Origin of the sequence: Pleurocapsa sp. FMAR1, assembly GCF_963665995.1 — a bacterium.
Taxonomy (GTDB): Bacteria; Cyanobacteriota; Cyanobacteriia; order Cyanobacteriales; family Xenococcaceae; genus Waterburya.
Genome location: NZ_OY762512.1, coordinates 568,966 through 595,278, shown reverse-complemented (window position 1 = coordinate 595,278; position 26,313 = coordinate 568,966). Strand labels below are relative to the sequence as shown.

The following is a 26,313-nucleotide window of genomic DNA, read 5'->3' as shown; positions in this document are numbered from 1 at the left end:
ATGCCCGTCCTCAATAGTCATAAATATGCGATCGCTCTTCACACCAGTACACCTCAGCTTGGAATAGCTCTCAATAATTATCAGGGAAACAGTCGCCATGAGGTTTGGGACTTAGGGCGAGATTTAGCATCTCATCTGCATCAATACTTGCAAAAAATGCTCCTACCGCAAACTTGGCAGGATATAGAGTTTATTGCCGTAGCCAAAGGGCCTGGAGGCTTTACAGGAACTCGTGTAGGAGTTGTTACAGCGCGCACCATAGCTCAACAGTTAGATATTCCCTTATTTGGTATTTCTAATCTAGCAGCAGTGGCAGCAGCCCAAAATCATCTTGGCAATGAATTGTTAGCAGTACAAATGGCTGCCAGAAGAGAAGAACTATTTGTGGCTATTTACCGCTTAGATGAACAAGGGCAACTTCAAGCATATATGGAGGATACGTTAATCAGTCAGGCAGCTTGGCAAGAAATTTTAGATAGTTTGGATGCTTATAAACTAATTATTGCCGAGGATAATATTGCTGGTACGGTAACTAATGTATTGGACTTGGCTTATGCCGACTGGCAACAGGGAAAGTCCGATCATTGGTCAGAAGTTATCCCTTTTTATGGTCAACATCCAGTTAATAACTAGCAATCGGTAATCAACGTTTGATGTGAATTAGAAATGTTCGATTTTGCCGTTTTATTTGAAATTTGTCTTTAAAACCATAACTGAATATTGGGGGACTAGCCCCCCAAACCCCCCATTGGGGCGGTTACGCCCTCCCCAAGCCCCTGACGTAAACATTAACCTTAATTTTCTGCCCTATTAACTAGAGTCTCATCATCTACAATAAACAGCAAAAAGGTTGATTCACATCAAGCTTAACCAGTAATCGGTATTAAATCTCGAATTCCTGATTCTTTTATCGCCTAATAATGATTAGAATAACTATAAGTTTTCTAAATAGCTTATATAAAGCCAAAAATATATTTAATGACTTCCATTATTACTAAACAGCCTAAGCTCAATGCCCCAACTATACGCCAATTAGATAATGGCTTAACCATTATCGCCGAACAAATGCCTGTGGATGCGGTGAACCTCAATGTGTGGATTAATGTTGGTTCAGCCAAAGAGAGCGATGATATTAACGGTATGGCACATTTTTTGGAACATATGGTGTTTAAAGGCACGCCTAATCTAAAAATGGGTGAATTTGAGCATTTGATTGAAGAACGGGGTGCAGTAACTAATGCAGCTACTAGCCAAGACTATACTCATTACTATATAACCACTGCTCCCAAAGATTTTGCTGAACTAGCTCCCCTTCAGCTAGACGTGGTTTTAAATCCTAGTATTGAAAATGAAGCTTTTGAACGAGAGAAATTAGTTGTACTCGAAGAAATTCGTCGCTCGGAAGATAGCCCACGTCGTCGTACCTTTTATCGCTCAATGGAAGCCTGTTTTGAAACTCTTCCTTATCGTCGCCCTGTATTAGGTCCAAGTACAGTAATTGAAAACTTGCGATCGCAACAAATGCGCGATTTTCATGGTGCTTGGTATCAACCCCAGTCAATGACCGCAGCGGTTGTGGGTAATCTGCCAGTAGAAGAGTTAATTGAGATTGTTACCCAAGGGTTTGCCCAGCATTATGATTCTGGCGAGGAATATACTAAAAATACTACTCCCTCGGTAACTCCAGAACAGCCTTTTGCTTCCATAGCTCGTTATGAATATACTGATGAGAGTTTGCAGCAGGCACGATTAGTCATGGGTTGGCGTGTTCCTGGGATGGAAGATTTAGCCGAAACTTATGCCCTAGATATCCTGGCGGTAATTTTAGGACAGGGTAAGGTATCCCGTTTATTTAGAGAGTTGCGCGAAGAAAAAGGTCTGGTTAATCAGATAGGCGTAAGTAATATGACCCAAACCCACCAAGGAGTATTTTATATTTCTGCTGCTTTGCCCACGGAAAATATTCCTGAAGTGGAACAGGCGATCGCCCAACAAATCAAAAATATTCAGACTGAACCGATTGCAGCTAAGGATATTGAGCGTATTCGTACTCAAGTAGCGAATCGATTTGTCTTTGCTAATGAACGACCAAGCGATCGCGCTAATCTTTATGGCTATTATTATTCACAGCTAAAAGATCTAGCACCCGCCCTCAATTATCCACAACATATTCAAGCTATATCTGCCCAGGATTTACAGGCAGCAGCCCAGAAATATCTCAATCCAGAAGCCTATGGCATTGTCACCATGAAACCTGAGTAAACGAGCCAAGCTTGTAGCTATAAGCCATAAGCTACAAGCTCTAAGCTTCTAAAGATAGCGTGAGTTTGGATGCTTAAGACTGCTTTTATAGTCGTTTTAAATAGGAAACATACGAATGTTCAATCTTAGTACTTGTTACTTGTTACTCATTACTCGCTACTTCTAGTACAGATAAACCTACGAAAATTAATTGGAATGACTATAGCTCTTAGCTCTGGGCTTTTGTCCACCAAGCCAAACCATAGGGTTGAATTGGCTCGTTGAATTGATGGCGATAACGAACTCGAATTTTATAACGTCCTGTAGCAGGGATAGGACAAAAAATGTGTTCTACACTGTCTTCAAAACTAGAAGAAGAACAGGTGTTTCTCATGTCACTCTCTTCATCTATGGGTAAGAGATAAACATCCAAGTTGTTTAAACCGCGATCGCTAAAAGTCTCTTCTTCATCATACTGCTGATTGCGATTAAGATCATTTAATTTTACTAAACGATCCCAAGCTAAAGTAATAGCGGCATAACTTCCTTTAACTAAAGGTTTTTGCAAATAGTACTCCTGATAGTTATTGGCTGCTATTTTTCTATAATCCCAACCAAGAGCATTTACAGTTTTATTTTTGTTTTCTCCTGCACTAAACTGTTGGTATGCTCGCCAAACATTTAATTGCCCTGTACCCATCTGTATATCTAGAGGCACACGGGGATTTTGATAGGCATCAGAATCAAACCAGGTATGGTTTTTTTTACCCAAAATAGTATGCTCCATACCTAATAATAAGCCATCGCCGCGATCGGCAATTTTATCGGCAGAATTTAACAGCACGGCTTTCATTACTTCATGACGACGGGAATCTAAACTCCAGTTAGATGATTTAGGTGTCTGTTTTAAACGCTTATCCCCATATTCCTGTAACAAAGCCACCGCACCTGTAATATGAGGGGCAGCAAAGCTTGTACCGCTAACTTTTTCTATTTCCCTTTTTTGATTGAAAACAGCAATTTGTCCGCCAGGGGCAAGCAAACTAACGGCACGGCGATCGCCAAAGTCAATCTCTTTCCTAATAAAGCTACGTCCAATTCCTTTGGGTAAATCACTTAAATTAGCAAAATCTACCTTATTAAATTTACCCTTCCTCTTTGTAGTGTAGGCAGTAGTAATGCCGTTAAAATTATCTGTAGGAATCGGAATTCCTCCCTCCCCCTGGTTTCCTGCTATTACGTACAAAACTTCATGGTTGCGAGCAGACCAATCAATACAGGAAGTTAATAATGCTTTGCCGTCTAGCTTTGCTTCGTCTCGTTCATCTCGCTCTAGAGATTCTCCAAAACTGAAATTAATAGCTCGAATATCACCGCCATTCTGTTGAGCAATATGCTGGCTCGCCAAGCATTCTTGAGGCTGTCCTCCTTCACTTAAAGAGCCTACCGCCGAGGCATACAGCTTGGCTTTGGGGGCAATACCCTGTAGCTGTTTATCTTCAGCAATCATTACCTCTGCAACCATGCTGGCATGATCGTCTACATTTTTATCTGTTATAGCACTTTGATCGCCATAAAAAACTGCCCATGGAGAAATTGCTTTTAAGGTATTAGCTGCTTTATCTTTACCTAGTTTAACAGGACGACCTACCTCTACTTGACCAATACCAATTTTTCGACCCAACAAATTATAGGGAGAAGAATGCAAACGCAGAGCATTAACCCCTTTTTCGCTGATAGAATCATTTAAAGCTAAAACAGGAGTGACTAACCCAGCAATTATCCATCCAGAAACTAAAAATATTCCTTTATTACCCATAATTGTTTATTTGCTCATCGTCGGCTATTCTCACTTTATAGAGTAATTACCGTACTAATTGAAGCAAATCCTTGCGAAATAGTATATATTAAGTTACAAGTATGTCAGGTTGATCTGAGAACTTCAGGCTTAAAGTTTCAAAACGTAAGCCAAACAGAAACCAGACCCTAAACTATTTAATCAACATATCATAGCAGGCAAAATTAAGCGTATGACAAAACAAGTTGCACATCCGATGATGAAATTGCAGCGCAAGGTATCTTCCTTGGTAGACTCTAATATCGTCAAACCAGACGATCGTATTGGCAAAATTGCCTTATTATTGGGCGATGATTGGTCATATTGGAAAAATGAACTACTGGACTTCGATTTTTCTCCTCAAGATCCAATTTGTGAACTACTCTCTGTAGAAGATTGGGATGAGGACTAGTACCGCTCTGGGGAAGTCAATTCGAGCATTCCCTTGCTAAGTCAGCATTCCCTTGCGTCTTACGCCGACGCGGGGTCTGACTTCTGACGGCGACGCGGGGTCTCGAAAGAGGTCAGAAGTCAGAAGTTTTAATGCTCAAGCGTAACCTTATAGGCAAGCAGAAAGAGCTTCCTTTAGTTCTTTAGCTGTCTGATAGCGGTCTTTTGGTTCGGGTTGGCAAGCAATTGATAAAACTTCTCCTAAGTTAGTAGGCAGCCCAGGAATGCTATCAACATCAAACTCAAATTTGCTGCTTTGATAGCGATAATACTGCATTGGTGTTTGGCTAGTTAAAAGAAAAATAATCGTCGTGCCTATTCCATAAATATCTGATTGAGGACAAGGTTTGCCTCGATATTGTTCTGGCGCACTGTATCCTTCCACACCAATGCGAGTTTCTAAGGCCGTACCTAGTTCCTTTACTGCCCCGAAATCTAACAGCATTAGGCGACTATCTAAATTACGCAGCATTAAGTTGGCTGGTTTGATATCTCGATGTACCAAAGGTGGTTCCAAGTTGTGCAGGTATTCCACAATATCGCACACTTGAATCATCCAGTTAATTGTTCTGAGGGCATCGGTTGCTCCTCGCAGGTTAACTAATTGCTCTAAATTGTAACCATGAATTAATTCCATGACGATGTACTTGCGGTTGTTTTCTACAAAAAAATCATAATATTTAGGAATACCTTTATGTTCTAAAGACTTTAAGATACGTGCTTCTCTTTCAAATAATTCTCTTGCTTTGGCAATGCGCGCCATATCTGCGTTCATTTCCTTAAGAACCAAGAGCATAGGTGCATTCTTGATAGTGCGGTTGCGATCCCAAGCTAGATAGGTAGTTCCCATTCCTCCTCTACCAAGAGTCCGTAAGACTTGATAAGAGCCAACATAATGCTCATCGCCGACTATTGGCTCGCCACAATGGCGACAAAAAATACTGCCTTCTGGATTATCTTGATGATCGCAAATAACAGCAGGCTTAAGAATCTCAGTTGTTTCTACCTTTTCTTGGTTTTCAGCTAAGGAAGATTCTAGTTCAAACTTAAATACGGGTCCATTTTCTGCCAGTCGAATCAAATCATCGTTATTTAAGATAGTTTCGGTCACAAAATCATTATTGACTAAAGTACCGTTAGTTCCTCTACTAATTAACTGCCACTTTTCTTGTTGAGGATCTATGAGAGTTAATTCTAGATGCTGTCGAGAGACTTGAAAATAGCCATGCAGCACAATGTCATTATTTTGAGCGCGACCAATACGAATCACTGATTGCTCTAAAAACTCCCACTGTTGAAGAGGTTGGTTTGTCTGCGGTTCTAAAAGCGTAAAAATGACCATATTGGGCAATTATCGATTAAATAAGCAAAAAGAACTATGGTCTTTAAAAATCAGGCTTTAGCTTGACTCTCACCAAGACGGCAGTAATATTATCATGACCATTGTGTTCGTTAGCAAAATTTACCAGTTTAAATAGACCTCCCTGGAGATCGCTTTGGGAACGAAGCAAAGGTTTAAGATATTCTTGCCAATTTTCTTCTAATAAATCATTATCTGAAAGACCATCAGAACAAAGCAATAGTAGGCAATCTTCGGTAATTTCGATAAGCTGAATATCAGGACGCACATAGTTGTTGTCTCTAGGTCCCAAGGCTTGAGTCAACTGATAGGCATCAGGTCTGCCATAGGCAATGTCGGGTTCGACCCCTCGATTAATTTCTCTTTGACCAACTTCATGATCCAAGGTTAAGCGTTCTAGTCCTTGCTTGCGAGTAACGCGATATATGCGACTGTCTCCGACGTGAGCGATCGCAATTTGAGTATCTTGTAAAAAAGCCATTACCAAAGTAGTTCCCATTCTACCGCTACCAGAACGAGAATTATCTACATTTGTTTGATAGAGAGCTTGATTGGCTAATAAAATCCCCTCTTCAATAGTTTTTTGCTCTGGTAATTTTTGCTGCCAGTGGCTTTGAAAATACTTTTGGAGATTTTCAACCGCCATAGCACTAGCAACTTCTCCTGCTGCATGACCCCCCATGCCATCACAGACTATATACAAACCACGCACGCTAAGGTTAGTTTCGGTAGTATTTTCTGCTTTCTCAATTAAGGTTTTGACCCCAAAAAAATCTTCATTATGGTCTCTTTGGGAGCCAATGTCAGTACAGCTAGCATCAGCAATACTTCTTAGGTGCATAGGTATCATTGCCGTGGCTTGTTCTTCAAAATCGCTACTGTACATCATATCTTCTTCCTGGAAAAAAACTGGTTGTTCAGCAGATTCTAAATCATCGTTGGATTGGATTTTGTCGGGTTCAGATTGGGGAATGTTCACGTCAGAATAATTAGTATGAATATCAAAGGACTCAATTTCGTCTTCACCAAGACCAATATTATGAAGCTCTAATCTTAGCTGTTCTATTTCATCTATCTCTCCTGAAATAACTCTCTCTAATAATTTGTTTAGTTCATCTAGATTATCTGAATTTGATTCGGCAAAGCAAACTTGCCATACTTTAGCTAAATCTTTAAGAGTCGGGCAACTGTCAGACTCATCCATATACAATTGCTGTAAACAAAAGGCTTGATCTTCATCTATGCGTAAATTTTTGTCTACTAGCAAACTTTGAGCGCAGCTAATCTGCTGCAAAGGTTCCCACATTTTTGCCATTTCATCTAAAAACCAAATTATCTGTAGCAGCGGCAGTTTTTGTTGAGACCATACATCTTTAAGTAATTGCCACTCAGAACGGTCTGGTAGTAACACGACTCCCCGATCTTCTTGCTGCCACGCATCATAGATTTTGGGAACTGTAGGCGTGTATTTTTCTAAAATTAGATAGGGTAAAGCATGAGTTGGCAGTCCGACTAAATTCCAGTATTGAGCCGCTTTTAAATAGGAATTGTTTAAACTTTGGCTTAATTCTGCAAACAAATCCATTTGTTGTTTTTGGAGAGTTGCCAAGTGGGATTTTTGCAAAGGATATTTATCAATTACTTTTTTTTGTAGATATGTATACTCAGAATTATAGTCATTAGTAGGCAAAGATGTTTCAGAATTATTATCCCCCTCAATTTCGTAGCGACTTGAGGTGTGGTCTTCTCCGTGAAGCTGTAATAGAGATTTGGCTTTGTCTCTACATTCGACAAACAGGTCAGATATACTTTCGATTTCTAATTGTTCATGATTGTTGTTATAAATACTGATCGCTTTAGCTAATTCTGCTTGAGGTAAAGGTTTTGCTACTGGTTTTTGAGAAATTATTGCCCACAGCACAGTATGATTAGCAGCACCGCAAAAGCTACAGGTTTTTGCTTCGATAGGAATATTTGCTTGGCATTGACAACACATTTTGTCCGTCAGCGAAACACCGCAATTTTGGCAAAATTTATTAGCTTCAGGATTTTCAAATTCACACCGTGGACAAATAAGCATAATGTACTTTCCTAATAGATGTAATTTTTGCCTACATTAATTTATTTTTCTAATGGGTTAATTCATAAAAGTATTTCGCAGCTAGATTTTCATCGTCGAAGGCAGTCAACTGCAAGCCTTGCCTCCATACGAACAAGACCTTTAGCAAGGTGGAGAACGGTTGACCACTAAGTAAAGTTGATTTCTGAGGGTAATAATTATGCTTATTAGAGAAGCAATAAAGAATAAAGCTTAATTTAGTTGACACAATCAATTAAAATCTAAAAAAATAAAGGTAATTATATCTGCAATCTTAGCTCATCGTCTTTTTTTGGCAATCCCTGCCTAAACGTTGTTGATTTAGAGGCTAGATTTTGATAATACTATTCGTAGCTTTTAGCTCTTAACTTTTAGACAATTGAAAATTGAATATTTACTAACCCTTACCTGATAATTTATTCAGAACCAAACTTGCTAGAGATTTTATTAATTAACCAGGTAGCAAATGCCCCTAAAAAGAGAATACCGATCGCTGGATTGAAAACTGGCTGCCAAAGTCGATACCAAATATCGAAACCCAAAGGAACATTAAGGTAACGACCAATAACGGCGATCGCAAACCAGATAAAGCCAAAGAAAACTAAAAATACATCAGCAACAAGAATGCGGTTTATCCAAGTGACAATTTGTTCTTTCATATCTGGACTCGTTTAATTAATCGTGGCTAATTCTGGCTGTAAAGATTGTTTCCAGGTAGCTAAATCGGCAAAAGAGCGATCGCGATACTGACCATATCTTTCTCTTTTATTTTTAACTTTAGTTGGCAATGGGGGAATAATACCAAAGTTAGGAGGCATGGGCTGAAAATGTTTGGGAGATGCCGAACTAATAAAATCAAAGAGCGCGCCCATCATGGTTGTCTCAGGCATACTCAGAGGTTTTTGTCCTAGTGCTAAACGAGCAGCGTTTGTACCTGCTAACCAGCCTCCTGCTGCTGCTGCGGTATAACCTTCCGTACCAACTAGTTGACCAGCAGCTAAAATAGTCTTCTTGCTTTTAAATTGCAAAGTTGGTTCTAATAACTGAGGAGAATTGATAAAGGTGTTGCGGTGCATGACTCCCATACGTACAAATTCGGCATTCTCTAAACCTGGAATTAATTTAAAGACCCGTTTTTGTTCTCCCCAACGTAGATTAGTTTGAAAACCGACCATGTTCCATAGTTGCCCCGCCTTGTCTTCTTGACGCAGTTGAACGACGGCATAGGGACGTTTACCTTTGTTTTCTAGGGCGCGAAAATCTCCTAGACGAGAATCAAACAAGCCTACTGGCTTGAGCGGCCCATAGCGCATAGTATCCTCTCCCCGTTGTGCCAGTTCTTCAATAGGCAAACAGCCTTCAAAAAATTTAGCAGTTTCCCGTTCAAAATCTTTTAATTCTGCCTGTTCGGCTTTAGATAACTCTTGCTGAAAATTAAGATACTGCTCTTTGTTCATCGGGCAGTTGAGGTAAGCAGCCTCACCTTTATCGTAGCGAGATGCCAAAAAAGCGACTTCTCGGTCGATAGATTCACCAACAATAATAGGACTGGCAGCATCAAAAAAGCTCATGTATTCCATGCCCGTAAACTTTTGCAGGTCTTCTGTTAACTGGGGACTAGTTAAAGGGCCAGTGGCAAGCACGACAATACTATCCTGGGGAATTTCGGTAATTTCGCCTCTTTTTAATTCAATTAGAGGATGGCTAGCTAAAGTTCTAGTTAAATCACTACTAAAGACCCCTCTGTCTACGGCTAATGCTCCACCTGCGGGAACAGAATGATAATCGGCGGTGGCAATGATTCTCGAACCAAGACGGCGTAATTCTTCATGAAGTAAACCCGCAGCGCGATCGCTATTGTTCGCGCCAAAAGAGTTACTACAGACTAATTCGGCTAATTCTTCTGTATGATGAGCAGGAGAAGTTCTGATGGGGCGCATTTCATAAAGAGTAACAGCCACCCCTGCTTGAGCTATTTGCCAAGCTGCCTCTGTTCCCGCTAAACCACCACCGATTACAATTACTCTGTCTTGGATCATTTCATTTATGATTGATTATTTAATAAACGGTTATGTTATAAAGCATTAACTGATTTAATCTATTTTGAATACAACCAGAGTCTTTTAAAGCGTAACCTACAGATACCATGCTGCTCATTAAATATATCTAAATAACGTGAGTTCGGGTTAAGCAGACAAAATTAAATCATCGATTGCTATTGATGGTTTTTGATCGCGATCGCCTAATACTCTCAAACATTTTCCGCCTCTGGTTTGATATAGGGTGCAACTTTATCGGACGATATACTTTTGACTTGTGCATTAACCAAAAACTGCCTAACCTGATGTGCGCCGATGTATGCAGTTCCATCTGAATCAAAATTAATTCCAATTGGATGTGCATCGAGTTCGGCAAAGTGACTTAAGCCATCTTCAGGATGATATCGCCAGATTTCTTTACCCACATAATTAGTAATATAAAAAGCTCTATCAGCACCAACAGCCGTATTCTCTAAGAAATATCTTTTAGGTAAAGATGCCACAATTTCAGATGACACGATATCTTGAGAAAACTCCGTATCTTTTTGGGCGATCGCTCTATTATTAGTTGCAATTGCCAATACGGCGATCGCCATTAATGAACTAATTTAAAATTTTTTCAGCTTCATCTTTTCTGACTGCTGGAATTTGACATCCTATTTGAGTATACGCGCCGAAGCGACACCAAAAGTATTTTCAAAGAAATGCCCCCTCGCCATTTTGCGAGACAGTCCGTTGCGGGGGTTTCCCCCGTTGTAGGAACTGTCGAGGGTGCCGTCGCGCATTGTAATGCGAACTGCAAAATCAGAATCGGCGATTTTACCTGTTTGACGATGCTTAATTTTAAAAGTACCAAAGACGATTACTGTATCGACCTCAGCAAAAAGTCCTGAGCTTCAAATTGCAGTCCCTCAAACTCTTTGGCGAGTTGTTCGTTTAGTTTTTTAAAACCTTGATGACCTTTATGTACGATTCCCGCCCAAGGAATTTCTGCATTGAGTTCGGCATTTTCTATCGCAACCAACCACTCTAACTCTGTGGTGGTACATTCAGATAGAGCTTGGTCTAGCTTACCCTAATAGATATAGTTGTAAAAAGCCCGAACCGTTTGTTTATTTGTTATTGAACTTATTGATTTTTGTGGTTAGTTTACGTATTGGCTTAAATTGCTTTTAATTCTGGCTGGATAAGATTAAGGACTGTATAAGGATCGTGTCCTGACAAGAGCAATTTAATGACGATCGCCGCAGCAGGTTCGAGCATTCGCGCATATTTTAAATCGCCAATATCTTTAGCTTCACAACCAACATCTTCAATTAAAGTGGCAATTTTTTGTTTAGCGAAATTGTTATCTCCGCAATACATTACCACAAAAGGGCGATCGTCAAATACTGGAGGATTCATCTGCCATACTTTCGCTTGACACATATTAAAGGCTTTAACTACATGAGCATTGGGGACAACTCTAGCTATCTCTTCCGCTAAAGAAATGCCATCATAAGTTTTTGCTAAAAAATCAGATTTATCTACTGGATTATTAATATCGAGTAAAACTTTGTCAGCTAAAGCATCACTCCCGCCAGCAGCATTGATCGCTTCAAAAACCGCCTCGTGTCTAGTTGCCAAGACTACAATTTCGCCAAACGAGGCAGCTTCGGCTTCTGAACCAAATTCAACAGTTTTTCCTAATTTTTTTGCCAGCTTTTCAGCTTTTTCCAGGTTGCGCCCACCAATAAAGAGCGAGTGCTTAGTAACCCATTTAGAAGCTAATGCTTCAGCCATACTTCCGTAACCAATAAATCCAATTTTCATTGTTACTCCTTTATTTAGGCGATCAAGTTTAACTGATATCTATCTGAGATATTTAATAACTGAAATGGAAATCAAAACTAATATTGAAAGCAAATGCGAAATTGCAGGTGCAAATTATTTCTGTGTTCGTATCTGTAGAGTAATAAAACTGAATGTATTAGTCAAACAAATCTTATGGATAATATATATTGATGCTATCAATATCAAAATTTTAAATGAATATTAACTACTCCAATCTCCGCCAACTCGATCTAAATTTGTTAGTCGCCCTAGATGTTTTAATTACCGAAGCCAGCGTCACCAAAGCAGCCGAAAAGCTTAATCTGAGTCAATCGGCAATGAGTTATTCGCTGAAAAAACTACGAATTATTTTGCATGATGATATTTTAATTCGCACTTCTAGAGAGATGGAAGTTACGCCTTATGCACGGCAGATAAGCGATCGCCTTCGACAAATTCTGATAGAAATTCAAGCAACTTTACTAGAAAAAGAAACTTTTAATCCAGCCACAGCAACCAATACTTTTAAAATTGCGACTAGTGACTATGTAGAAGCCACTATTGGCGTAAATTTATTACCGCAGTTAGCTACTCAAGCACCAAATATACGGATTCGGATTAATCATTTAGACAAATCAACCGTGATGGATGCTTTGGATGACAATGAAATAGACTTAGCAATTAACCCCAGCTTAAACCTCAAAAGTTGGCAGGTTCAGAAAGATTTATATCAGGAAGAATTTGTTTGTGTCTTTCGAGGAGACGACTCAATAACAAAAATATCTTTAGCTGATTATTTAGCGCGATCGCACATTCTCGTATCTCTGCGAGATGATTTTCAAGGAGAAAGCGATCGCCTTTTAGAACTACAGCAGCAGTCTCGCCAAGTAATTTGGTCTACAACCCATTTTATGACAGTCCCTTTTTTATTAGCCAATTCCGACTGTATGGCATTATTACCCAAGCGGATGGCTCAACAATGCGCCAAAGCGATGAGCCTAAAAATCTTACCTCCACCTATTGCCATGGAAAGCTTCACTGTATCCATGGTTTGGCATCAGCGTCATACTAATAATCTGGCACATCAATGGTTACGACAACAAATAATCGAGGCGATACGAGATGTGTAATAGACCTCTTGCACAAATCAGAAACACTGGTTGAAAATGAAGTCAGAGGTCAGAGGTCAGAGGTCACAAAGGCGCACTTTTGCATATAGTACCCTTTTGTTACTTGTTACTTATTACTCACTACTTAAGCGTAGCGTTGCTAGTGTTATCCCATTAAAATAACGTTATCAATCACATGAATAATGCCATTATCGGCTTCAATGTCTGCTGCAATTACTGTGGCATTTTTTACTTCAAAAGCATCAGCACAATTAATTGAAATTGGCGAACCTTCTACAGAATCTACAGAATCTACCTGACTTAAATCTGCTTTGGTTAATTTGCCTGCAACCACATGATAAGTTAGTATTCTGGCTAATTGAGGCGGATTGTCAACTAAGGTTTGTACCGTACCTGGAGGCAGCTTGGCGAAGGCAGCATCATTAGGAGCGAAAACGGTAAATGGTCCTGGCGTTTTCAAGGTTTCTACTAAATTAGCTGCCTTGACCGCAGCGACTAATGTACTAAAACCCTCTGTGTTCACTGCAATATCAACAATATCTGCCATATCATTTTTTAAAAATTTAGGATAATTATAATACTTTTTGGCATTGGGTTTTTTATTCGTTCCAGGAAAGATCGTAAAATTACATAACTATAAAGGTGCAATTAAATATCAAATTCCTAAATCATCAAAAAAGTAATTTGCTTAACTATGGAGATTTTAATCGTTGAAGACGAGCGTGAGATAGCTGAAATCATTCAAGAATGTTTAGTAGCAGAAGGGTTTTCTTGTTGCGTCTGTCATGACGGTAACGCAGCTTTACAGCTTTTTGCTGAACTACAGCCTGATTTAATTATTCTCGATATTAGACTTCCTGGAATAGATGGTTTAGAAATATGCACCCAAATTCGCCAAAAACCAGTGGCTAATGACCCCTACATTTTAATGTTGTCTTCTAGGGGGGAAGAAATTGATCGCATCATTGGTTTGTCTACAGGGGCTGATGATTATTACATCAAACCTTTTAGCCCTAGAGAATTAGTTGCTAGGGTGCGAGCTTTGTTACGTCGTCGTTTGCGAGAAAGCGATCGCCTGGGATCGATCAAGACCAAATCTTTTACCATTGACCTAGAACAACACTGTATCAATCGCCATTTAGATCCTGAATCAACAGAACAGCTTGATTTATCCTCTTCTGAATTTAAGCTCATGGCTTTGTTTATCAAACATCCAGGCAGAGTTTGGGAAAGGGGACAACTAATCGAAAAGCTTTGGGGTGATGATTTTTTTGGCGAAGAAAGGGTGATTGATACTCATATAGCTAGACTACGCAAGAAAGTTGAACCCCATGCCAGTAAACCAATCTTCATTCAAACTGTTGTCGGCGTAGGTTATAAATTTGAAGACTTATAGTCATTTTAGCCAGAGCAAAATGAGAAAGCTGAATTTACAGGCCCGACTTTTTTTTTCGCACATTTTGGTAACTGTTGTAGGGGTGACAGCCTCTTCGATAGTGGGGAACTTTTTTTCTCCCCGATTTTTTCAATTTCAGGTCAGAGCTTTAGAAGAAAAAGACTTAAGTATATATACTGCCAATTCTTTGCTCTTAGAAGTATTTAAGACAGCTTGGGCTAGAGGTAATTTTTGGTCATTTTTAATCGGTACTTTGGCAGCAGGAATCCTCAGCTATTGGATTACCAAGCGAATTGTCCAGCCATTAAACCAAATGGAAAGTATTGTTGATAAATTTGCCAACGGTAAGCTAGATGAGAGAATGTCCCATTTAGAAATTCCTGAATTAGATCGCCTGGCAATGGGTTTTAATCGTATGGCAGCTAGTTTAGAGGATGTAGAACAAAGAAGGCGAGAAATTATTGACGACCTTACCCATGAGTTGCGAACACCTCTGACCATAATTCGTGGACGTTTAGAAGAGATTGCCGACGGTATTATTCTGGCCAACTCGACAATTTATGCTCGGCTGATTCATGAAACCAAGCGTCTTCAGCGTTTGGTTAATGATCTACAAGAACTATCTCAAGCCGAAGCAGGAAACCTAGCTATCAAATTGCGCCCAGTAAACCTGCGCTCTATTCTCAATCCCCTAGTAGAAAAGTTTAGCGATCAGTTATTAGATAGCGATCGCACTTTAACTTTAGACTGTTCTAATCATTTGCCCTACATCATGGCAGATAGCGATCGCTTAGAACAGATTTTGGTTAATTTGCTTAGTAACGCCATTCGCCACACTCCTCAAGGTCAGATCACCCTCAAAGCTTGGTTTGATATCGATAGAGTCTGGATTTCCCTGACTGATACTGGCTCTGGAATTCCCGAAGAAGAATTAGCTCATGTGTTTCGACGCTTCTGGCGATCGTCAAAATCCCGCTCTCAGAAATATGGTGGTACAGGTATTGGTTTAGCCATCTCTCGCCGTTTGGTAGAACTCCATGGAGGAGAAATATTTGTTATCAGTCAGTTAGGAGTAGGCAGTACCTTTAAATTTTTCTTGCCTGCTAGAAGATCTCGTCCCCAGAGTGCGTCATCGTTTAACAAATACCCAAAAGCTTAATATCTTATTCACGTCAGAGGTTTAATGAATCAGTTTTTGATGGATACGAACAATTTAGTTACAATCTTAAAACAAAGAAGAGTTAAATTAGGGCAACTGATTCAACATCCAGTTATTTTATGGTCTAGTAGCCCTATCAGTCGCAACTTTTTTGCCAATAAATATCCTTTTCGCGCCAGCAGCCACTTTTTGTACTTTGCGGGATTATCCTTAGCTGATGCTGCTATCCGCATAGAAGGCGGCAAACTAGAGCTATTTATGGATAATAATTCACCTTCTCAAGCAATCTGGCATGGTGCAATGCCTCAAAGGGAAGAAATAGGCGCAATGATTGGTGCAGATCTAGTTTATCCTTTAGCCGAGTTAGCTAACAAAACAAAAGCTGCTGCAACTATAGCCGTACAGGAGCAAATTACTTACCAGCAGCAGTGTAAACTATTAAATCGTCCCTTAGCACTATCCGATCGCGCTTCAGGAATTGATTTAGAATTAGCACGAGCTATAATTAAATTGCGATCGCATCACGACACTTTAGCATTACAGGAATTACGATACTCTGCTGCTGTATCAATCCAAGCACACAAAGCAGGAATTCAAGCCACCAGACATTCTTCTACTGAGGCAGAGATACGAGGGGCAATGGAAAGAGTAATTATTGCCCACAATATGAGTTGCGCTTATAACAGCATTGTTACCGTGCATGGAGAAGTTTTACATAACGAGTCCTATCACAATAAGCTACAGCCAGGAGATCTGATCTTAGCCGATGTCGGTGCCCAAACCCCTAATGGCTGGGCAGCAGATATTACCCGTACCTGGGCATCAGGCAAGTTTTCTAGCACCCAAAGAGATATTTATGAAATAGTTTTAGCTGCACACGATCGCTGTATTGCTAAAATGTTTCCTGACGTGGAGTATCAGGATATTCATTTACTAGCTGCTGAAATAATTGCCGAAGGCTTGGTAAGTTTGGGCATCTTGAAAGGCAACCCTCAAGATTTAGTAGACATTGATGCTCATGCTCTATTTTTCCCTCACGGTGTCGGACATTTACTAGGTTTAGATGTTCATGACATGGAAGACTTAGGAGACTTGGCGGGATATGCAGCAGGGAGAGAAAGGAGCGATCGCTTTGGGCTAGGCTATCTTAGATTAAATCGCCCCTTAGAATCAGGGATGTTAGTCACTATTGAACCAGGTTTTTATCAAGTTCCTGCTATTTTGAATCATTCTGATTTTCGTACCAAATATCAAGATGTAGTTGACTGGGAACGTTTGGCACAGTTTAGTGATGTAAGAGGTATCCGCATTGAAGATGATGTTTTGGTAACTGATTCTGGTTCAGAAGTTTTAACTGCGGATTTGCCAACTAAGGTAGAAGATATTGAGGATTTGCTCCTATAAACGTTGAATATTTAAAAGTGAAGGTAGAAATTGGAGACGAAATATAAGTTAATGTCTAAAAGTCAGCTAAAAAAACATCTTTTGGATAATCGACATGACAAAGAAGCTTTAAGAGAACTTAAATCAAGACCAAAACAAAATGTAATTACTATTTCAGCAAATACGTCAGTTGAAGAACAAGAACGTATCTTGAAACAAGTCATTGAAGAATATGAATAATGTAGTTTGTTGTCATCTTGTCTATTAGAATTAAAATCTATTTCATGTGGAATCCAGAAGATTACGCTAAAAACTCAGATGCACAATTGAAATGGGCGCAAGAGTTAAAAAAGAACATCGATCTACAAAATTATAAATCCATTTTAGATGTAGGCTGTGGTGATGGAAAAATTACGGCTGACTTTGCTGCAACCGTACCACAAAGCAAAGTGATAGGAACAGATAGCTCTCCTGAGATGATTGCTTATGCTGCTAAGAAATATCCTACCAGTCAATATCCTAATCTTACCTTTGATTGTGTGGATGCGCGATCGCTTTTATTTAAGCAGGAATTCGATCTCATCTTTTCTAATGCTGCCCTGCACTGGGTAGACAATCACCAAGCATTTTTCAAGGGGGCAAATTCGGCTTTGCGAGATGGTGGAAAATTAATTATTTCCTGTGGAGGAAAAGGAAATGCTGCTGAGGTTTTGCAAGTTTTTGCAGAATTGACAACTTCTGATAGCTGGAGTGCTTACTTTAATGATTTCCACAATCCTTATTACTTTTATGGACTTCAAGATTATCAGATCTGGTTAGAAAAATCTGGCTTTAAGATCGAGCGTTTAGAATTAGTACCAAAAGACATGACTCACAAAGGCAAAGAGGGGTTAGCAGGTTGGATACGCACAACCTGGATGCCTTTTACTAAATGCGTACCAGAAGATAAGCGCGATGATTTTATTGCTCAGTTTGTAGATTATTTTCTAGCCCAAAATCCTCTAGACTCTCAGGGACTTGCCCATGTTTCCATGGTTAGGTTAGAAGTTGATGCTAGTATAGCTAAAAATTAAAAAAAGCATTAACGTAAGCATTAATAATTGCCTCGCCAAAAAAGAGACTTAAGGCACCACCCAAAGCTAAAAAAGGACCAAAAGGCATGGGTTGTTTCTTGCTAATAATACCTAAAGCGATCGCGCCACCGCCAATAATTGAACCAACTCCACAGGCGATAAAGCTAGAGACTAAAACATACTTCCAGCCAATCCAAGCCCCAATAGTTGCTATTAGCTTTCCATCCCCGTCACCCATTGCCTGTTGTCCCAGCATGATTGTACCCAACAAAGCAATAATTTCGAGTAACCAGATACCTGTAGTCGCGCCACCAACCCCAAACATTAGTTGATTAGCGACTCCCCGCCCTTGTGCCAGATGCCAGCCTAAAATCCCTTGAAATACTAACCCCAAAACTAAACCCGATTTAGTTAAGGGGGCAGGTAAAGTCATGGTGTCTAAATCAATCAAAGATAAAGCCAGTAGCCAAGCCAAAAAAGCACAATAGCCAACGGTTTCAATGCTGTAGCCAAATCGCCAGAAAACCAAAGCAAAGATTAATCCTGTGGAGGCTTCGATAATTGGATAACGGCTAGAAATTTTAGTTTTACACCACCGACAACGCCCCCGAAGCCATAACCAGCCAAATACGGGAACATTTTCGCTCACACCTAGCTGATGAAGACAACGAGGACAGCGGGAAGGGGGATGTATTAAAGATATTCCAGCAGGAATACGGTAGATAACTACATTTAGGAAACTGCCAATACAGGCACCAAAAGTAAAAGCAAGACTAAATGCGATTACTGTAACCAGCGTTTCCATAGCTTAACGATACAAATAAAATAATAATTAAATAATTAACAATACTAGTTTCAATAAGTATCAGCTTCGATTTGTCCAATAGGAATAAAACATTCTCTGGGCAACAGCACTGGCTTATTTTTAAATGCTAGCTGTCCTCTGTGGCTATCTCGATTAATTACTATTCCCATGGGTTGGCTGTTGGCTGACACACCTAGACTATAGTACTTTCGATAGATGTTTCTAGCTGCCTCGATCAAGGTAGGATCGAAAAATATCATATTCGGGTCTTCGGATTTAGTCAAATTATTTTTGCGCGTAGACGGTGTAGAGTTCATTGGACAATCCCTCAAAAGACACCTCTAAATTTAACCTAATTTTTTTGAGAAAGAAAACTAAAAAGATTAATTTATGTTACTAAAATTGGCAATTGTTAAGTTGTAGAGAGTAACAGCTAATCAATTCATTTGTACTTCTTATTTTGGTGTTATGGCATCAAGGTATAAGGTTTTTCTGTAATATTATTTGTAGCTTAGATTCTTTTGCCAAACTCTATTTGAATTTATGACTCTTAAAACAGATCTGCTAGAAACTAGCTTTGCTTTGATATGCGATCGCGAAACTGATTTTACCAATTATTTTTACAGTAATCTATTTAAAGATTATCCAGAGGTTAAACCCTTGTTTTCTGATGCTCAGATGGACGAGCAAGCTAAAAAATTATTTGACTCCTTGGTATTAGTAGTGAACAACCTCACTAAGCCAGATACTTTGACAAGCGCGCTTAAAGGCTTGGGTGCTAAACACGTACAGTATGGAGTTCTGCCAGAACATTATCCCAAGGTCGGCGGAAACTTACTTAAAACAATGGCTGTCGTCCTAGAAGACCAATGGACAGATGAATATGCAGTGGCTTGGACGGAAGCCTATTCGGCTATCACAGAAATAATGTTAGATGGCTGTAATTATCCTCCAGAAGTCCTTAATCTAGAAACTTAGAATTGATGGTTATATATTTAAGCATGAGCATTTGGGCAACCTAGAATTAGAGTTTAATCACATAAAAGATATGAGATTATTTGCTAGGTTACTTGGATTAGGTTTATTGCTACTAGGAGTTTATTTTTTAGGACAAAATATTTACTTTACCAATAACATTTATCTTTACTGGTGGCGGGGAGTCGCTGCCGATACGTCTATTCTCTTTCTCACCGCAGGAGTGTTAATGCTTTTTGTATTACCTCGCGCTATTAAAAGTTGGGCAGGAATTGCGATCGCCATTGGTATTGTTGCCGTATTCTTAAGCAGTAAAGCAATTCTACAACCGACTAGTCTTTGGCAGTTTGTTCTTTCCTTAGCTAGCTTTACAGGGGGATATCAGCTATTTACGAAAGGCTGAATCTTTAATAGGTAATAAGCTTTTGTAGGGTGGGCAAAATAAAATTCAGCGCAAAAAACGTTTCAAATAAAGATCTTTGCCCACCAAAACTGAATCTTTAATAAGTAACAGATTGAGATAATATTTTAAAAGATTAAAAGCCAAGAGCAAGTAGTAGACCTCTGGCACGAATCAGAAATATCAATTGAGAATGAGGTCAGAGGTCAGGAATTCAAAACTAGTATTGAAAAAATATATTCATGCAAGAGCAAGCAGTGTTGAACGCACCGCATATTTACTCCAAAGTAGTATATGAATGATTGGGATTTTCAACCGCCACCAGAATCAGAATTAGGCGATTACGCGATCGCGTCCCCTACGGATCGCCAAGTTACTTTAGAATCAAATCATCTGCAAAATAAGCGTATTGCCCTGTTGGTGACAGGTAGCATTGCAGCCATGAAAGCTCCCTTAATCGCTCGTACTCTCCGCCGTCAAGGGGCTGATGTCGTAGCTTTTGCCTCGAATGAAGCATTAAGATACACCACTATTGATGCTTTGGAATGGAGTACCACTAATGCTGTGGTTACTAAGCTAACAGCAAATGCGGAACACCTCAGCGATGACAATCCTTTTGCTGCCTATTTAGTCGCCCCTGCAACCTATAACACCATCAATAAAATGGCATTGGGCATTGCCGATGGTGTCATTGCTTCTACTTTGGCTTCAGCTATTGGCAGAATGGAAAAAGGAAAATGTCAAATTCTGATTGCACCGACAATGCACGGTAGTTTGCACAACTCTATTTTGACTAAATCTCTACAGCAGCTAAATCAAATGGGAGTAAAAATTATCCCGCCCAAAGTTGCTAATGGTAAAAACAATCTGCCAGAAGAAAAAGCGATCGCCTTGGCTGTATGTCGCGCAGTTAGTTTATCATCTCTCAAGGATATCCCGATCTTAGTCACAGGGGGTCCTACCCCTGTACCGATAGACAATATACGTCGTCTCACTAATCGCTTTACAGGCAGATTGGGCATCTGCATCGCTGAAGAATTGTATCTTCGAGGCGCAAAAGTAAAATTAATTCATGGACAAGGCAGCTATACTCCTCCTAGCTATCTCCCCCATCAAATAGTTACTACCTACGATGAATATCTGTCAGCAGTAATGACAGAATTAGAAAATAATTATCGTTATGGAATCTTTTCTGCTGCGGTTGCTGACTATAAACCTGCTCAAGTATACTCAGGCAAAATCCCTAGCGGTGGGGCATTGTCTAAAATTGACCTAGTAGCTACTCAAAAGGTAATTAGGGAGGTAAAAGCTAAATATCCTAGCTTGGGCATGATTACTTTTAAGTATCAAGAAAACATCTCCCATGCAGAATTAATCAGTATTGCCGAAACTAGATTACAGCAGGGTTATCAAATGGTGCTAGCTAACCGTGGCGAAGAACATCAAGCTACAGGCGCGCAGGTGGCTTATCTAGTAACAAAAAACCAACCACCTCAAAAAGCAGTGGGAAAAAAGGAGATTGCCAAAGCGATCGCTGATTACTTAGAATCAATAGACGATAAACACTAAAAGTGATGGAAGTAAAAATACTTAGGTGTTGAATAAGGGATAAAAAACTAGGCTGGCAAATTATTTAAGTACGCCAATCGCACAATTAGCTACATCTCGTACAGTATCCAAATCGCCCGTAACTTTGTGTAATGTAGCCATGCCTCGTGTTGTCGCAATCAGAAAACGAGCCAGCGATCGCGCATCTTTATCTGAAGCAAAGTTGCTTTGCTGCTGCCCTTTTTTGATTATTTTTGTTAATTGTTCTTCTAGTCCTGCCAAAGTGTGAGACACTTTAGCTGCTGCTTTTGGCGGTAAATCCTGCCACTCTATACAAGCGTAGGTTGACAAGCATCCTCTAGGATTAAAAGAATCTGACATTCGTTCGACAATTGCTTCTAGAAAGCGTTCAATTGCTCGATATGGATCGGGGTCATCGAGTGCATTGTCAAGACGACGATCAAAAAGCTGGGCATATCGTTCGAGTGCTAGCAAAAACAAATCTTCTTTATTGCCAAAAGCATTATGTAAACTGCCTTTACGCAAACCAGTAGCACGAGCTAAATCTTCTAGACTCGTTCCTCTGTAGCCATGTGACCAAAAGGTACGCATAACACCATCTAAAACCTCTTCGCTATCAAAGTTGCGTTTGGCAGCCATTGTTTATCTTTATTAACTATTCGAGCATTATTCAAAAATACTAATTTATCGTTCTTCAGTATTTTGGTCGATCGACCAAAATAAACATTACTATGAGTATAAATTTTGAAGACACATAAAATAATAATTGGGCTATGCTTTCTAACAAAATAAAATTAATAAATGTGCTGTTTGCTTTCTTGGTTGGTTTAAGTGCGTTTTTTAGTACCAATCTTACCCTGGCGCAAAACCAGCCAACAGTGACCATACACCGCTATGAATCTCCACCAATAGATGCGGTAAATTTATACTGGATTGAAACCAATAAAGGAATTATCTTGATTGATGCAGGACGCTTTCTTTCTCAAGCCAGATATGCTTTAGATGAAATACTTGCCGTTAATAAACCGATTTTAGGAATTTTAATTACTCATCCTCATACAGATCATTATGGCGGACTACCCGTATTTGTCGATGCTGCAATAGAGGATGTTCCGATTTATGCTTCTGAGATTACCTATAACGATCTTAAAACAGATTCACAAGGGTTTATAAAAGCGCGTAATCAACTACACGGTAACGATTTTCCAGATAAAGATACGATTCCTCTTCCTAACCATATAGTAAAAACTGGAGACACAATTAAGTTGGGTGGGCTTACTTTTGAAGTTATCGACTTGCCCGAAAATGAAACTATAACTACAACGCTTTACTATCTTTCCCAACAAAATGCGCTATTTGCTGGAGATTTTGTAGTCAATCAGACAATTCCTTTTCTGGGTGATGGTTTTAGTAGCAACTGGCTAAATCAACTGCGATCGCAACAACTACAATATCCTGAAGAGACTATAATTTATCATGGTCATGGTAAACCAGATCGAGTAGAAAGACTAATCAAGGCTCAGATTAAATATATAGAAACTATGCGTCGTTTAGTAGCCGAAGCACTTGCAGGCGATCGCGAAGTTACGCCGTCAGAACAAGAGCAAATTGTTGCTCAATTAGAAAAGCAACATTCTGACTATAAGACTTCGCTAGTTTTACCCAATTTGCGGATAGGGAACATTAAAGGTATTGCCAAAGAGTTAAGTTGATACAAAATTGAATTTGGTATTGCTGCTAGATTCGTTAGCGGCTACCGAGAAGGCGACCTAGAACAATAATTAAGAGATCTTCATGCGTGGGTAGAAGTGTATTTACCTGGGGCTGGCTGGCGAGGTTATGATTCTACTTTGGGCTTAGTAATCAGCGATCGCTTGCTACAAACGCCACCACATCGGCAATGTCTTCTGGTGTTCCCAGTCGGTTAAACAGAGATTGAGCGATCGCATTCCTGGTTGTTTAAAAAATCAAGTTGTTTAGTATAATCATACTGATAGATTAAGGCATTATACCTTGTGCTTATCTTCAGAGATGATACCTTTAACTGGTGGACACCACTCCTAATACAATGCCAGATAATACTGCTGCTAAACCGACATCTTACGGACGAGAAGACGCTTCGCATTCTGTGTCCTCACTATCTCAACAGGCGAGTGGAATATGCTCTCGCGGACTGGAGTCCGCCGCCGTTGCAAAGCAACGTCGAGGCTCGATAGAGCCTGGGAGCATTTCCTCGCCTCAAACTGATAGGAAAAAAGCATACAAGCATAATGTTCTCGCTCAACCATTCCTGAAATGGGCTGGCGGAAAACGGCAGCTTTTACCTACTATTAAAGAGTATGTCCCTCAAAAGTTCGGTCAATATTACGAACCCTTTGTTGGTGCTGGGGCGATATTATTCTCCCTACAGCCTAAAAAGAGCGTTATCAACGATACCAATAAGGAACTTATCAACTGTTATCGCGTAATTAAAGACGATCCTGAAGAGTTACTGGAGTTGTGTCAACAACATCAGGACAAGAACTCTAAAGAACATTATTACTGGTTGCGAGAGCAGGATAGAAAAGATGACTTTAAGGATAGAAGTCCTCAAGAGCGGGCTGCCAGAATTATTTATCTCAACAAAACTTGTTTTAATGGTTTGTTTCGCGTCAACAGTAGCGGTCAATTTAACGTACCTTATGGTAACTACTCTAACCCTCTAATTGCCGATCCTGCGGTCATTAGGTCGGTGAGTGCTTATCTCAATCAAAAAGATGTCAGAATTCTTGAAGGAGATTTTGCTAAGGCGGTGGCTACTGCGAGAAAAGGAGCATTTATTTACTTCGACCCTCCCTATCATCCCATATCTGACACTTCATCCTTTACTGGGTATAGTGTTAATGGGTTTGGAGAGGAAGAGCAGATTAGATTAAAGGAAGTCTGTGACAAGTTAACCGAGCGTGGCTGTCAGGTACTAGTAAGTAATTCCTCTGCTTCTTTGATTAAAGAGCTTTATTCTGATCCGAACTATGAAATTGTAGAAGTTAAAGCCTCCAGAGCTATTAATGCGGTGGGTTCAAAGCGTGGCAGAATAAATGAACTGTTGATCCATAACAGATATGACCGCAAACAAGTCAACACCTCGATTGGATAAGCCGAGGAAGCCTCGGCATCCCTCTCGGTCAAAAAATGATAGAGCCTGGGAGATTATTTTCAAAGAGGATAAAATTCTTGATGAAATAGCCAGACAAGGCTTTTTTCAAATATCATCGACTAGAATCAATCAGCAGCGCGAAGCTCGACTGATGACCAAGTTTGACCATGCCGTTAAACTTCCCCAAATATTTAGGGACAATAGCTTAACAATTCAGCCCATCTCGCGGGGAAACTACATCATTGGGGCTTTTAAAAGTTATTTTCAACTTCCCAGAAAAACTTCGGTAGATGTTGTTTATCGAGAGCTTCCGCCTCAAATTGAAACTCTTGAGCCTAGCAATATTTACTCTGAGTCTTCAGCCATTATCTGTGCCTTCCTCTCAGGCATGATTGATGACATTATGGGCGAAACTACGAATTTTACTGTCTTGGGCAGAATGTCTACAGGGAAATTTGATTATAAGATCCGAAATCTGAAAACAGGATTGTTTCACGATATTAAAGTCACTAATTCCCAATGTGAAATTGATGGGGGATTTGAGGGTGAAAGTCAGTTTGCGATCATTGAAGCTAAAAGTGAAACAGTAAACGATTTTATTGTTCGACAGCTTTATTATCCTTACCGACTCTGGAATTCCAAGCTAGAAAAAGAGGTTGTTCCTATATTCCTGACGATATCCAACGACATATTTACGTTTTATCGCTTCCGCTTTAATAAGGAGGATTTATACAACTCGCTAGAGTTAGTTTCAGAACATAGATACTGTATCAGTAAAAGCGATATCGAGATGTCTGATATCAGAAGCATCTTGGTTGAAACTAGAATAATTCCCGATGATGAAGATATTCCTTTTCCTCAAGCTGATAGCTTTCTCAGAATTATTGATTTATTGGGGAGGTTATACAATGCCAATGAGTTTCTGAGTAAAGATGAAATTACGCTAATATACGCTTTTAATGAAAGACAGACTAACTATTATGTTACAGCAGCGATATATTTAGGGCTGATAACGCGAGAACAAAAAACCAAACAAGAGGTAACTTACTCTCTCAGCAAACATGGGTATTTTGTAATGTCTCAACATCCCCAGAAACGAAATATCGAGCTTCTTAAGTGTATTTTGCAACACCGAATATTTAATGACTCTTTAGCTGCATGGTTAGAGAAAGCAGAGCCTCTTTGCGAAGAGGAAATTGTGTTTATTATGGGCAAAGGTAGTGAAAAAATTGCTGTTGGTTCGGATACTACTCGTGAAAGACGAGCTAGTACGGTAAGGGGTTGGATTGAATGGATTTTGATGCTACCCACTATATAAGTATGGAAAAATATCTTAGAGGATGTCTGAAAAGTCAAAATAAATGCGATCGCGGAACTAGATTTAGGCATCGCATCTGGTCGAGTAGAATGCAGAATTGAACGAATCCAACCCCAAAACCTTCTATGGCAG

Annotated in this window: 27 protein-coding genes and 1 pseudogene; 16 read left to right on the top strand and 12 right to left on the bottom strand. The window is 39.7% G+C overall.

The window, feature by feature from the left end; all coding sequences use genetic code 11:
- Entirely contained in the window at positions 1 to 633 is a 633-nt protein-coding gene (gene tsaB / locus SLP02_RS03015; protein WP_319419172.1) for a tRNA (adenosine(37)-N6)-threonylcarbamoyltransferase complex dimerization subunit type 1 TsaB, read from the top strand.
- A 345-nt stretch (positions 634 to 978) separates the two neighbouring features.
- Positions 979 to 2,262, top strand: coding sequence for a M16 family metallopeptidase (locus SLP02_RS03010; RefSeq protein ID WP_319419171.1), 1,284 nt, complete (start codon positions 979 to 981; stop codon positions 2,260 to 2,262).
- Positions 2,263 to 2,470: 208 nt separating this feature from the next.
- Here the strand turns inward: SLP02_RS03010 and SLP02_RS03005 are convergent, their stop codons facing one another.
- On the bottom strand, positions 2,471 to 4,060 hold the full coding sequence (locus SLP02_RS03005) for a S8 family serine peptidase (RefSeq protein WP_319419170.1): 1,590 nt from the start codon (positions 4,058 to 4,060) through the stop codon (positions 2,471 to 2,473).
- Positions 4,061 to 4,271: 211 nt separating this feature from the next.
- Between SLP02_RS03005 and SLP02_RS03000 the strand changes: the two genes are divergently transcribed.
- Entirely contained in the window at positions 4,272 to 4,490 is a 219-nt protein-coding gene (locus SLP02_RS03000; protein ID WP_319419169.1) for a DUF4327 family protein, read from the top strand.
- A 147-nt stretch (positions 4,491 to 4,637) separates the two neighbouring features.
- Here the strand turns inward: SLP02_RS03000 and SLP02_RS02995 are convergent, their stop codons facing one another.
- From SLP02_RS02995 to SLP02_RS02965, 7 genes are all read right to left on the bottom strand, one after another.
- Positions 4,638 to 5,870, bottom strand: coding sequence for an FHA domain-containing serine/threonine-protein kinase (locus SLP02_RS02995; protein WP_319419168.1), 1,233 nt, complete (start codon positions 5,868 to 5,870; stop codon positions 4,638 to 4,640).
- A gap of 43 nt (positions 5,871 to 5,913) precedes the next feature.
- Positions 5,914 to 7,968 (bottom strand): serine/threonine phosphatase, encoded by a 2,055-nt coding sequence (locus SLP02_RS02990; protein ID WP_319419167.1) that lies wholly within the window; start codon positions 7,966 to 7,968, stop codon positions 5,914 to 5,916.
- Positions 7,969 to 8,402: 434 nt separating this feature from the next.
- Positions 8,403 to 8,645: a hypothetical protein gene (locus SLP02_RS02985; RefSeq protein ID WP_319419166.1), complete on the bottom strand. Its 243-nt coding sequence runs from the start codon at positions 8,643 to 8,645 to the stop codon at positions 8,403 to 8,405.
- A gap of 12 nt (positions 8,646 to 8,657) precedes the next feature.
- A complete protein-coding gene (trmFO, locus tag SLP02_RS02980; protein WP_319419165.1) occupies positions 8,658 to 10,025 on the bottom strand; it encodes an FADH(2)-oxidizing methylenetetrahydrofolate--tRNA-(uracil(54)-C(5))-methyltransferase TrmFO in 1,368 nt (455 codons plus the stop codon).
- A 212-nt stretch (positions 10,026 to 10,237) separates the two neighbouring features.
- Complete coding sequence (locus SLP02_RS02975; protein ID WP_319419164.1) at positions 10,238 to 10,621, bottom strand: SMP-30/gluconolactonase/LRE family protein; 384 nt, start codon at positions 10,619 to 10,621, stop codon at positions 10,238 to 10,240.
- Positions 10,622 to 10,887: 266 nt separating this feature from the next.
- Positions 10,888 to 11,049 carry a hypothetical protein gene (locus tag SLP02_RS02970; protein ID WP_319419163.1) on the bottom strand — a complete coding sequence of 54 codons (162 nt, stop codon included), beginning with the start codon at positions 11,047 to 11,049 and terminating at the stop codon, positions 10,888 to 10,890.
- Between the two features lie 137 nt (positions 11,050 to 11,186).
- On the bottom strand, positions 11,187 to 11,837 hold the full coding sequence (locus SLP02_RS02965; protein WP_319419162.1) for an NADPH-dependent F420 reductase: 651 nt from the start codon (positions 11,835 to 11,837) through the stop codon (positions 11,187 to 11,189).
- Positions 11,838 to 12,052: 215 nt separating this feature from the next.
- Here SLP02_RS02965 and SLP02_RS02960 point away from each other — a divergent pair, with 215 nt between their 5' ends.
- Positions 12,053 to 12,967: a LysR family transcriptional regulator gene (locus tag SLP02_RS02960; RefSeq protein ID WP_319419161.1), complete on the top strand. Its 915-nt coding sequence runs from the start codon at positions 12,053 to 12,055 to the stop codon at positions 12,965 to 12,967.
- Positions 12,968 to 13,112: 145 nt separating this feature from the next.
- Here the strand turns inward: SLP02_RS02960 and SLP02_RS02955 are convergent, their stop codons facing one another.
- Positions 13,113 to 13,514: a fasciclin domain-containing protein gene (locus tag SLP02_RS02955; RefSeq protein ID WP_319419160.1), complete on the bottom strand. Its 402-nt coding sequence runs from the start codon at positions 13,512 to 13,514 to the stop codon at positions 13,113 to 13,115.
- A 147-nt stretch (positions 13,515 to 13,661) separates the two neighbouring features.
- On the opposite strand from SLP02_RS02955, the gene SLP02_RS02950 reads away from it, so the two are divergent.
- The 5 genes from SLP02_RS02950 to SLP02_RS02930 all read left to right on the top strand — a co-directional run bounded on the left by SLP02_RS02950 (position 13,662) and on the right by SLP02_RS02930 (position 17,978).
- Complete coding sequence (locus SLP02_RS02950) at positions 13,662 to 14,363, top strand: response regulator transcription factor (protein ID WP_319419159.1); 702 nt, start codon at positions 13,662 to 13,664, stop codon at positions 14,361 to 14,363.
- A gap of 64 nt (positions 14,364 to 14,427) precedes the next feature.
- Positions 14,428 to 15,522 carry a sensor histidine kinase gene (locus SLP02_RS02945; RefSeq protein ID WP_319419158.1) on the top strand — a complete coding sequence of 365 codons (1,095 nt, stop codon included), beginning with the start codon at positions 14,428 to 14,430 and terminating at the stop codon, positions 15,520 to 15,522.
- Positions 15,523 to 15,546: 24 nt separating this feature from the next.
- Positions 15,547 to 16,926 (top strand): aminopeptidase P family protein, encoded by a 1,380-nt coding sequence (locus SLP02_RS02940; RefSeq protein WP_319419157.1) that lies wholly within the window; start codon positions 15,547 to 15,549, stop codon positions 16,924 to 16,926.
- A gap of 51 nt (positions 16,927 to 16,977) precedes the next feature.
- A complete protein-coding gene (locus SLP02_RS02935) occupies positions 16,978 to 17,145 on the top strand; it encodes a DUF6887 family protein (protein WP_319419156.1) in 168 nt (55 codons plus the stop codon).
- 44 nt (positions 17,146 to 17,189) lie between these two features.
- Entirely contained in the window at positions 17,190 to 17,978 is a 789-nt protein-coding gene (locus SLP02_RS02930; RefSeq protein WP_319419155.1) for a methyltransferase domain-containing protein, read from the top strand.
- On the opposite strand, the gene SLP02_RS02925 is transcribed toward SLP02_RS02930, so the two are convergent.
- Positions 17,968 to 18,783: a prepilin peptidase gene (locus tag SLP02_RS02925; protein ID WP_319419154.1), complete on the bottom strand. Its 816-nt coding sequence runs from the start codon at positions 18,781 to 18,783 to the stop codon at positions 17,968 to 17,970. The genes SLP02_RS02930 and SLP02_RS02925 overlap by 11 nt on opposite strands.
- 50 nt (positions 18,784 to 18,833) lie before the next feature.
- The gene (locus SLP02_RS02920) at positions 18,834 to 19,100 is read right to left on the bottom strand and encodes a hypothetical protein (protein WP_319419153.1); all 267 of its coding nucleotides are present in this window, start codon (positions 19,098 to 19,100) and stop codon (positions 18,834 to 18,836) included.
- Between the two features lie 226 nt (positions 19,101 to 19,326).
- Here SLP02_RS02920 and SLP02_RS02915 point away from each other — a divergent pair, with 226 nt between their 5' ends.
- The 3 genes from SLP02_RS02915 to coaBC all read left to right on the top strand — a co-directional run bounded on the left by SLP02_RS02915 (position 19,327) and on the right by coaBC (position 21,727).
- Positions 19,327 to 19,761, top strand: coding sequence for a globin family protein (locus SLP02_RS02915; protein WP_319419152.1), 435 nt, complete (start codon positions 19,327 to 19,329; stop codon positions 19,759 to 19,761).
- 70 nt (positions 19,762 to 19,831) lie between these two features.
- On the top strand, positions 19,832 to 20,161 hold the full coding sequence (locus tag SLP02_RS02910; RefSeq protein WP_319419151.1) for a hypothetical protein: 330 nt from the start codon (positions 19,832 to 19,834) through the stop codon (positions 20,159 to 20,161).
- A gap of 291 nt (positions 20,162 to 20,452) precedes the next feature.
- Positions 20,453 to 21,727, top strand: a complete 1,275-nt coding sequence (coaBC, locus tag SLP02_RS02905) for a bifunctional phosphopantothenoylcysteine decarboxylase/phosphopantothenate--cysteine ligase CoaBC (RefSeq protein ID WP_319419150.1) — start codon at positions 20,453 to 20,455, stop codon at positions 21,725 to 21,727.
- Positions 21,728 to 21,787: 60 nt separating this feature from the next.
- Here coaBC and SLP02_RS02900 read toward each other — a convergent pair whose 3' ends face one another.
- On the bottom strand, positions 21,788 to 22,366 hold the full coding sequence (locus SLP02_RS02900; protein WP_319419149.1) for a TetR/AcrR family transcriptional regulator: 579 nt from the start codon (positions 22,364 to 22,366) through the stop codon (positions 21,788 to 21,790).
- 134 nt (positions 22,367 to 22,500) lie between these two features.
- Here SLP02_RS02900 and SLP02_RS02895 point away from each other — a divergent pair, with 134 nt between their 5' ends.
- The 4 genes and pseudogenes from SLP02_RS02895 to SLP02_RS02885 all read left to right on the top strand — a co-directional run bounded on the left by SLP02_RS02895 (position 22,501) and on the right by SLP02_RS02885 (position 26,181).
- Positions 22,501 to 23,439 (top strand): MBL fold metallo-hydrolase, encoded by a 939-nt coding sequence (locus tag SLP02_RS02895; RefSeq protein WP_319419148.1) that lies wholly within the window; start codon positions 22,501 to 22,503, stop codon positions 23,437 to 23,439.
- Between the two features lie 15 nt (positions 23,440 to 23,454).
- Positions 23,455 to 23,631: pseudogene (locus tag SLP02_RS26445) on the top strand (transglutaminase-like domain-containing protein); the annotation flags it as partial.
- Positions 23,632 to 23,795: 164 nt separating this feature from the next.
- Complete coding sequence (locus SLP02_RS02890) at positions 23,796 to 24,863, top strand: DNA adenine methylase (RefSeq protein WP_319419147.1); 1,068 nt, start codon at positions 23,796 to 23,798, stop codon at positions 24,861 to 24,863.
- Positions 24,829 to 26,181, top strand: coding sequence for a type II restriction enzyme (locus tag SLP02_RS02885; RefSeq protein WP_319419146.1), 1,353 nt, complete (start codon positions 24,829 to 24,831; stop codon positions 26,179 to 26,181). The genes SLP02_RS02890 and SLP02_RS02885 overlap by 35 nt, the downstream gene beginning before the upstream one ends.
- Positions 26,182 to 26,313: the final 132 nt, after the last annotated feature.

Coding starts and splice junctions, on each gene's coding strand:
- trmFO (WP_319419165.1), bottom strand. CDS start 10,025: ATGATCCAAGACAGAGTAATTGTAATCGGTGGTGGTTTAGCGGGAACA.
- coaBC (WP_319419150.1), top strand. CDS start 20,453: ATGAATGATTGGGATTTTCAACCGCCACCAGAATCAGAATTAGGCGAT.
- SLP02_RS02960 (WP_319419161.1), top strand. CDS start 12,053: ATGAATATTAACTACTCCAATCTCCGCCAACTCGATCTAAATTTGTTA.
- SLP02_RS02920 (WP_319419153.1), bottom strand. CDS start 19,100: ATGAACTCTACACCGTCTACGCGCAAAAATAATTTGACTAAATCCGAA.
- SLP02_RS02900 (WP_319419149.1), bottom strand. CDS start 22,366: ATGGCTGCCAAACGCAACTTTGATAGCGAAGAGGTTTTAGATGGTGTT.
- tsaB (WP_319419172.1), top strand. CDS start 1: ATGCCCGTCCTCAATAGTCATAAATATGCGATCGCTCTTCACACCAGT.
- SLP02_RS02995 (WP_319419168.1), bottom strand. CDS start 5,870: ATGGTCATTTTTACGCTTTTAGAACCGCAGACAAACCAACCTCTTCAA.
- SLP02_RS02925 (WP_319419154.1), bottom strand. CDS start 18,783: ATGGAAACGCTGGTTACAGTAATCGCATTTAGTCTTGCTTTTACTTTT.
- SLP02_RS02890 (WP_319419147.1), top strand. CDS start 23,796: ATGCCAGATAATACTGCTGCTAAACCGACATCTTACGGACGAGAAGAC.
- SLP02_RS02985 (WP_319419166.1), bottom strand. CDS start 8,645: ATGAAAGAACAAATTGTCACTTGGATAAACCGCATTCTTGTTGCTGAT.
- SLP02_RS02895 (WP_319419148.1), top strand. CDS start 22,501: ATGCTTTCTAACAAAATAAAATTAATAAATGTGCTGTTTGCTTTCTTG.
- SLP02_RS02930 (WP_319419155.1), top strand. CDS start 17,190: ATGTGGAATCCAGAAGATTACGCTAAAAACTCAGATGCACAATTGAAA.
- SLP02_RS02950 (WP_319419159.1), top strand. CDS start 13,662: ATGGAGATTTTAATCGTTGAAGACGAGCGTGAGATAGCTGAAATCATT.
- SLP02_RS02885 (WP_319419146.1), top strand. CDS start 24,829: ATGACCGCAAACAAGTCAACACCTCGATTGGATAAGCCGAGGAAGCCT.
- SLP02_RS02975 (WP_319419164.1), bottom strand. CDS start 10,621: ATGGCGATCGCCGTATTGGCAATTGCAACTAATAATAGAGCGATCGCC.
- SLP02_RS02940 (WP_319419157.1), top strand. CDS start 15,547: ATGAATCAGTTTTTGATGGATACGAACAATTTAGTTACAATCTTAAAA.
- SLP02_RS02935 (WP_319419156.1), top strand. CDS start 16,978: ATGTCTAAAAGTCAGCTAAAAAAACATCTTTTGGATAATCGACATGAC.
- SLP02_RS02990 (WP_319419167.1), bottom strand. CDS start 7,968: ATGCTTATTTGTCCACGGTGTGAATTTGAAAATCCTGAAGCTAATAAA.
- SLP02_RS03000 (WP_319419169.1), top strand. CDS start 4,272: ATGACAAAACAAGTTGCACATCCGATGATGAAATTGCAGCGCAAGGTA.
- SLP02_RS02955 (WP_319419160.1), bottom strand. CDS start 13,514: ATGGCAGATATTGTTGATATTGCAGTGAACACAGAGGGTTTTAGTACA.
- SLP02_RS02910 (WP_319419151.1), top strand. CDS start 19,832: ATGAGATTATTTGCTAGGTTACTTGGATTAGGTTTATTGCTACTAGGA.
- SLP02_RS02965 (WP_319419162.1), bottom strand. CDS start 11,837: ATGAAAATTGGATTTATTGGTTACGGAAGTATGGCTGAAGCATTAGCT.
- SLP02_RS02915 (WP_319419152.1), top strand. CDS start 19,327: ATGACTCTTAAAACAGATCTGCTAGAAACTAGCTTTGCTTTGATATGC.
- SLP02_RS03010 (WP_319419171.1), top strand. CDS start 979: ATGACTTCCATTATTACTAAACAGCCTAAGCTCAATGCCCCAACTATA.
- SLP02_RS03005 (WP_319419170.1), bottom strand. CDS start 4,060: ATGGGTAATAAAGGAATATTTTTAGTTTCTGGATGGATAATTGCTGGG.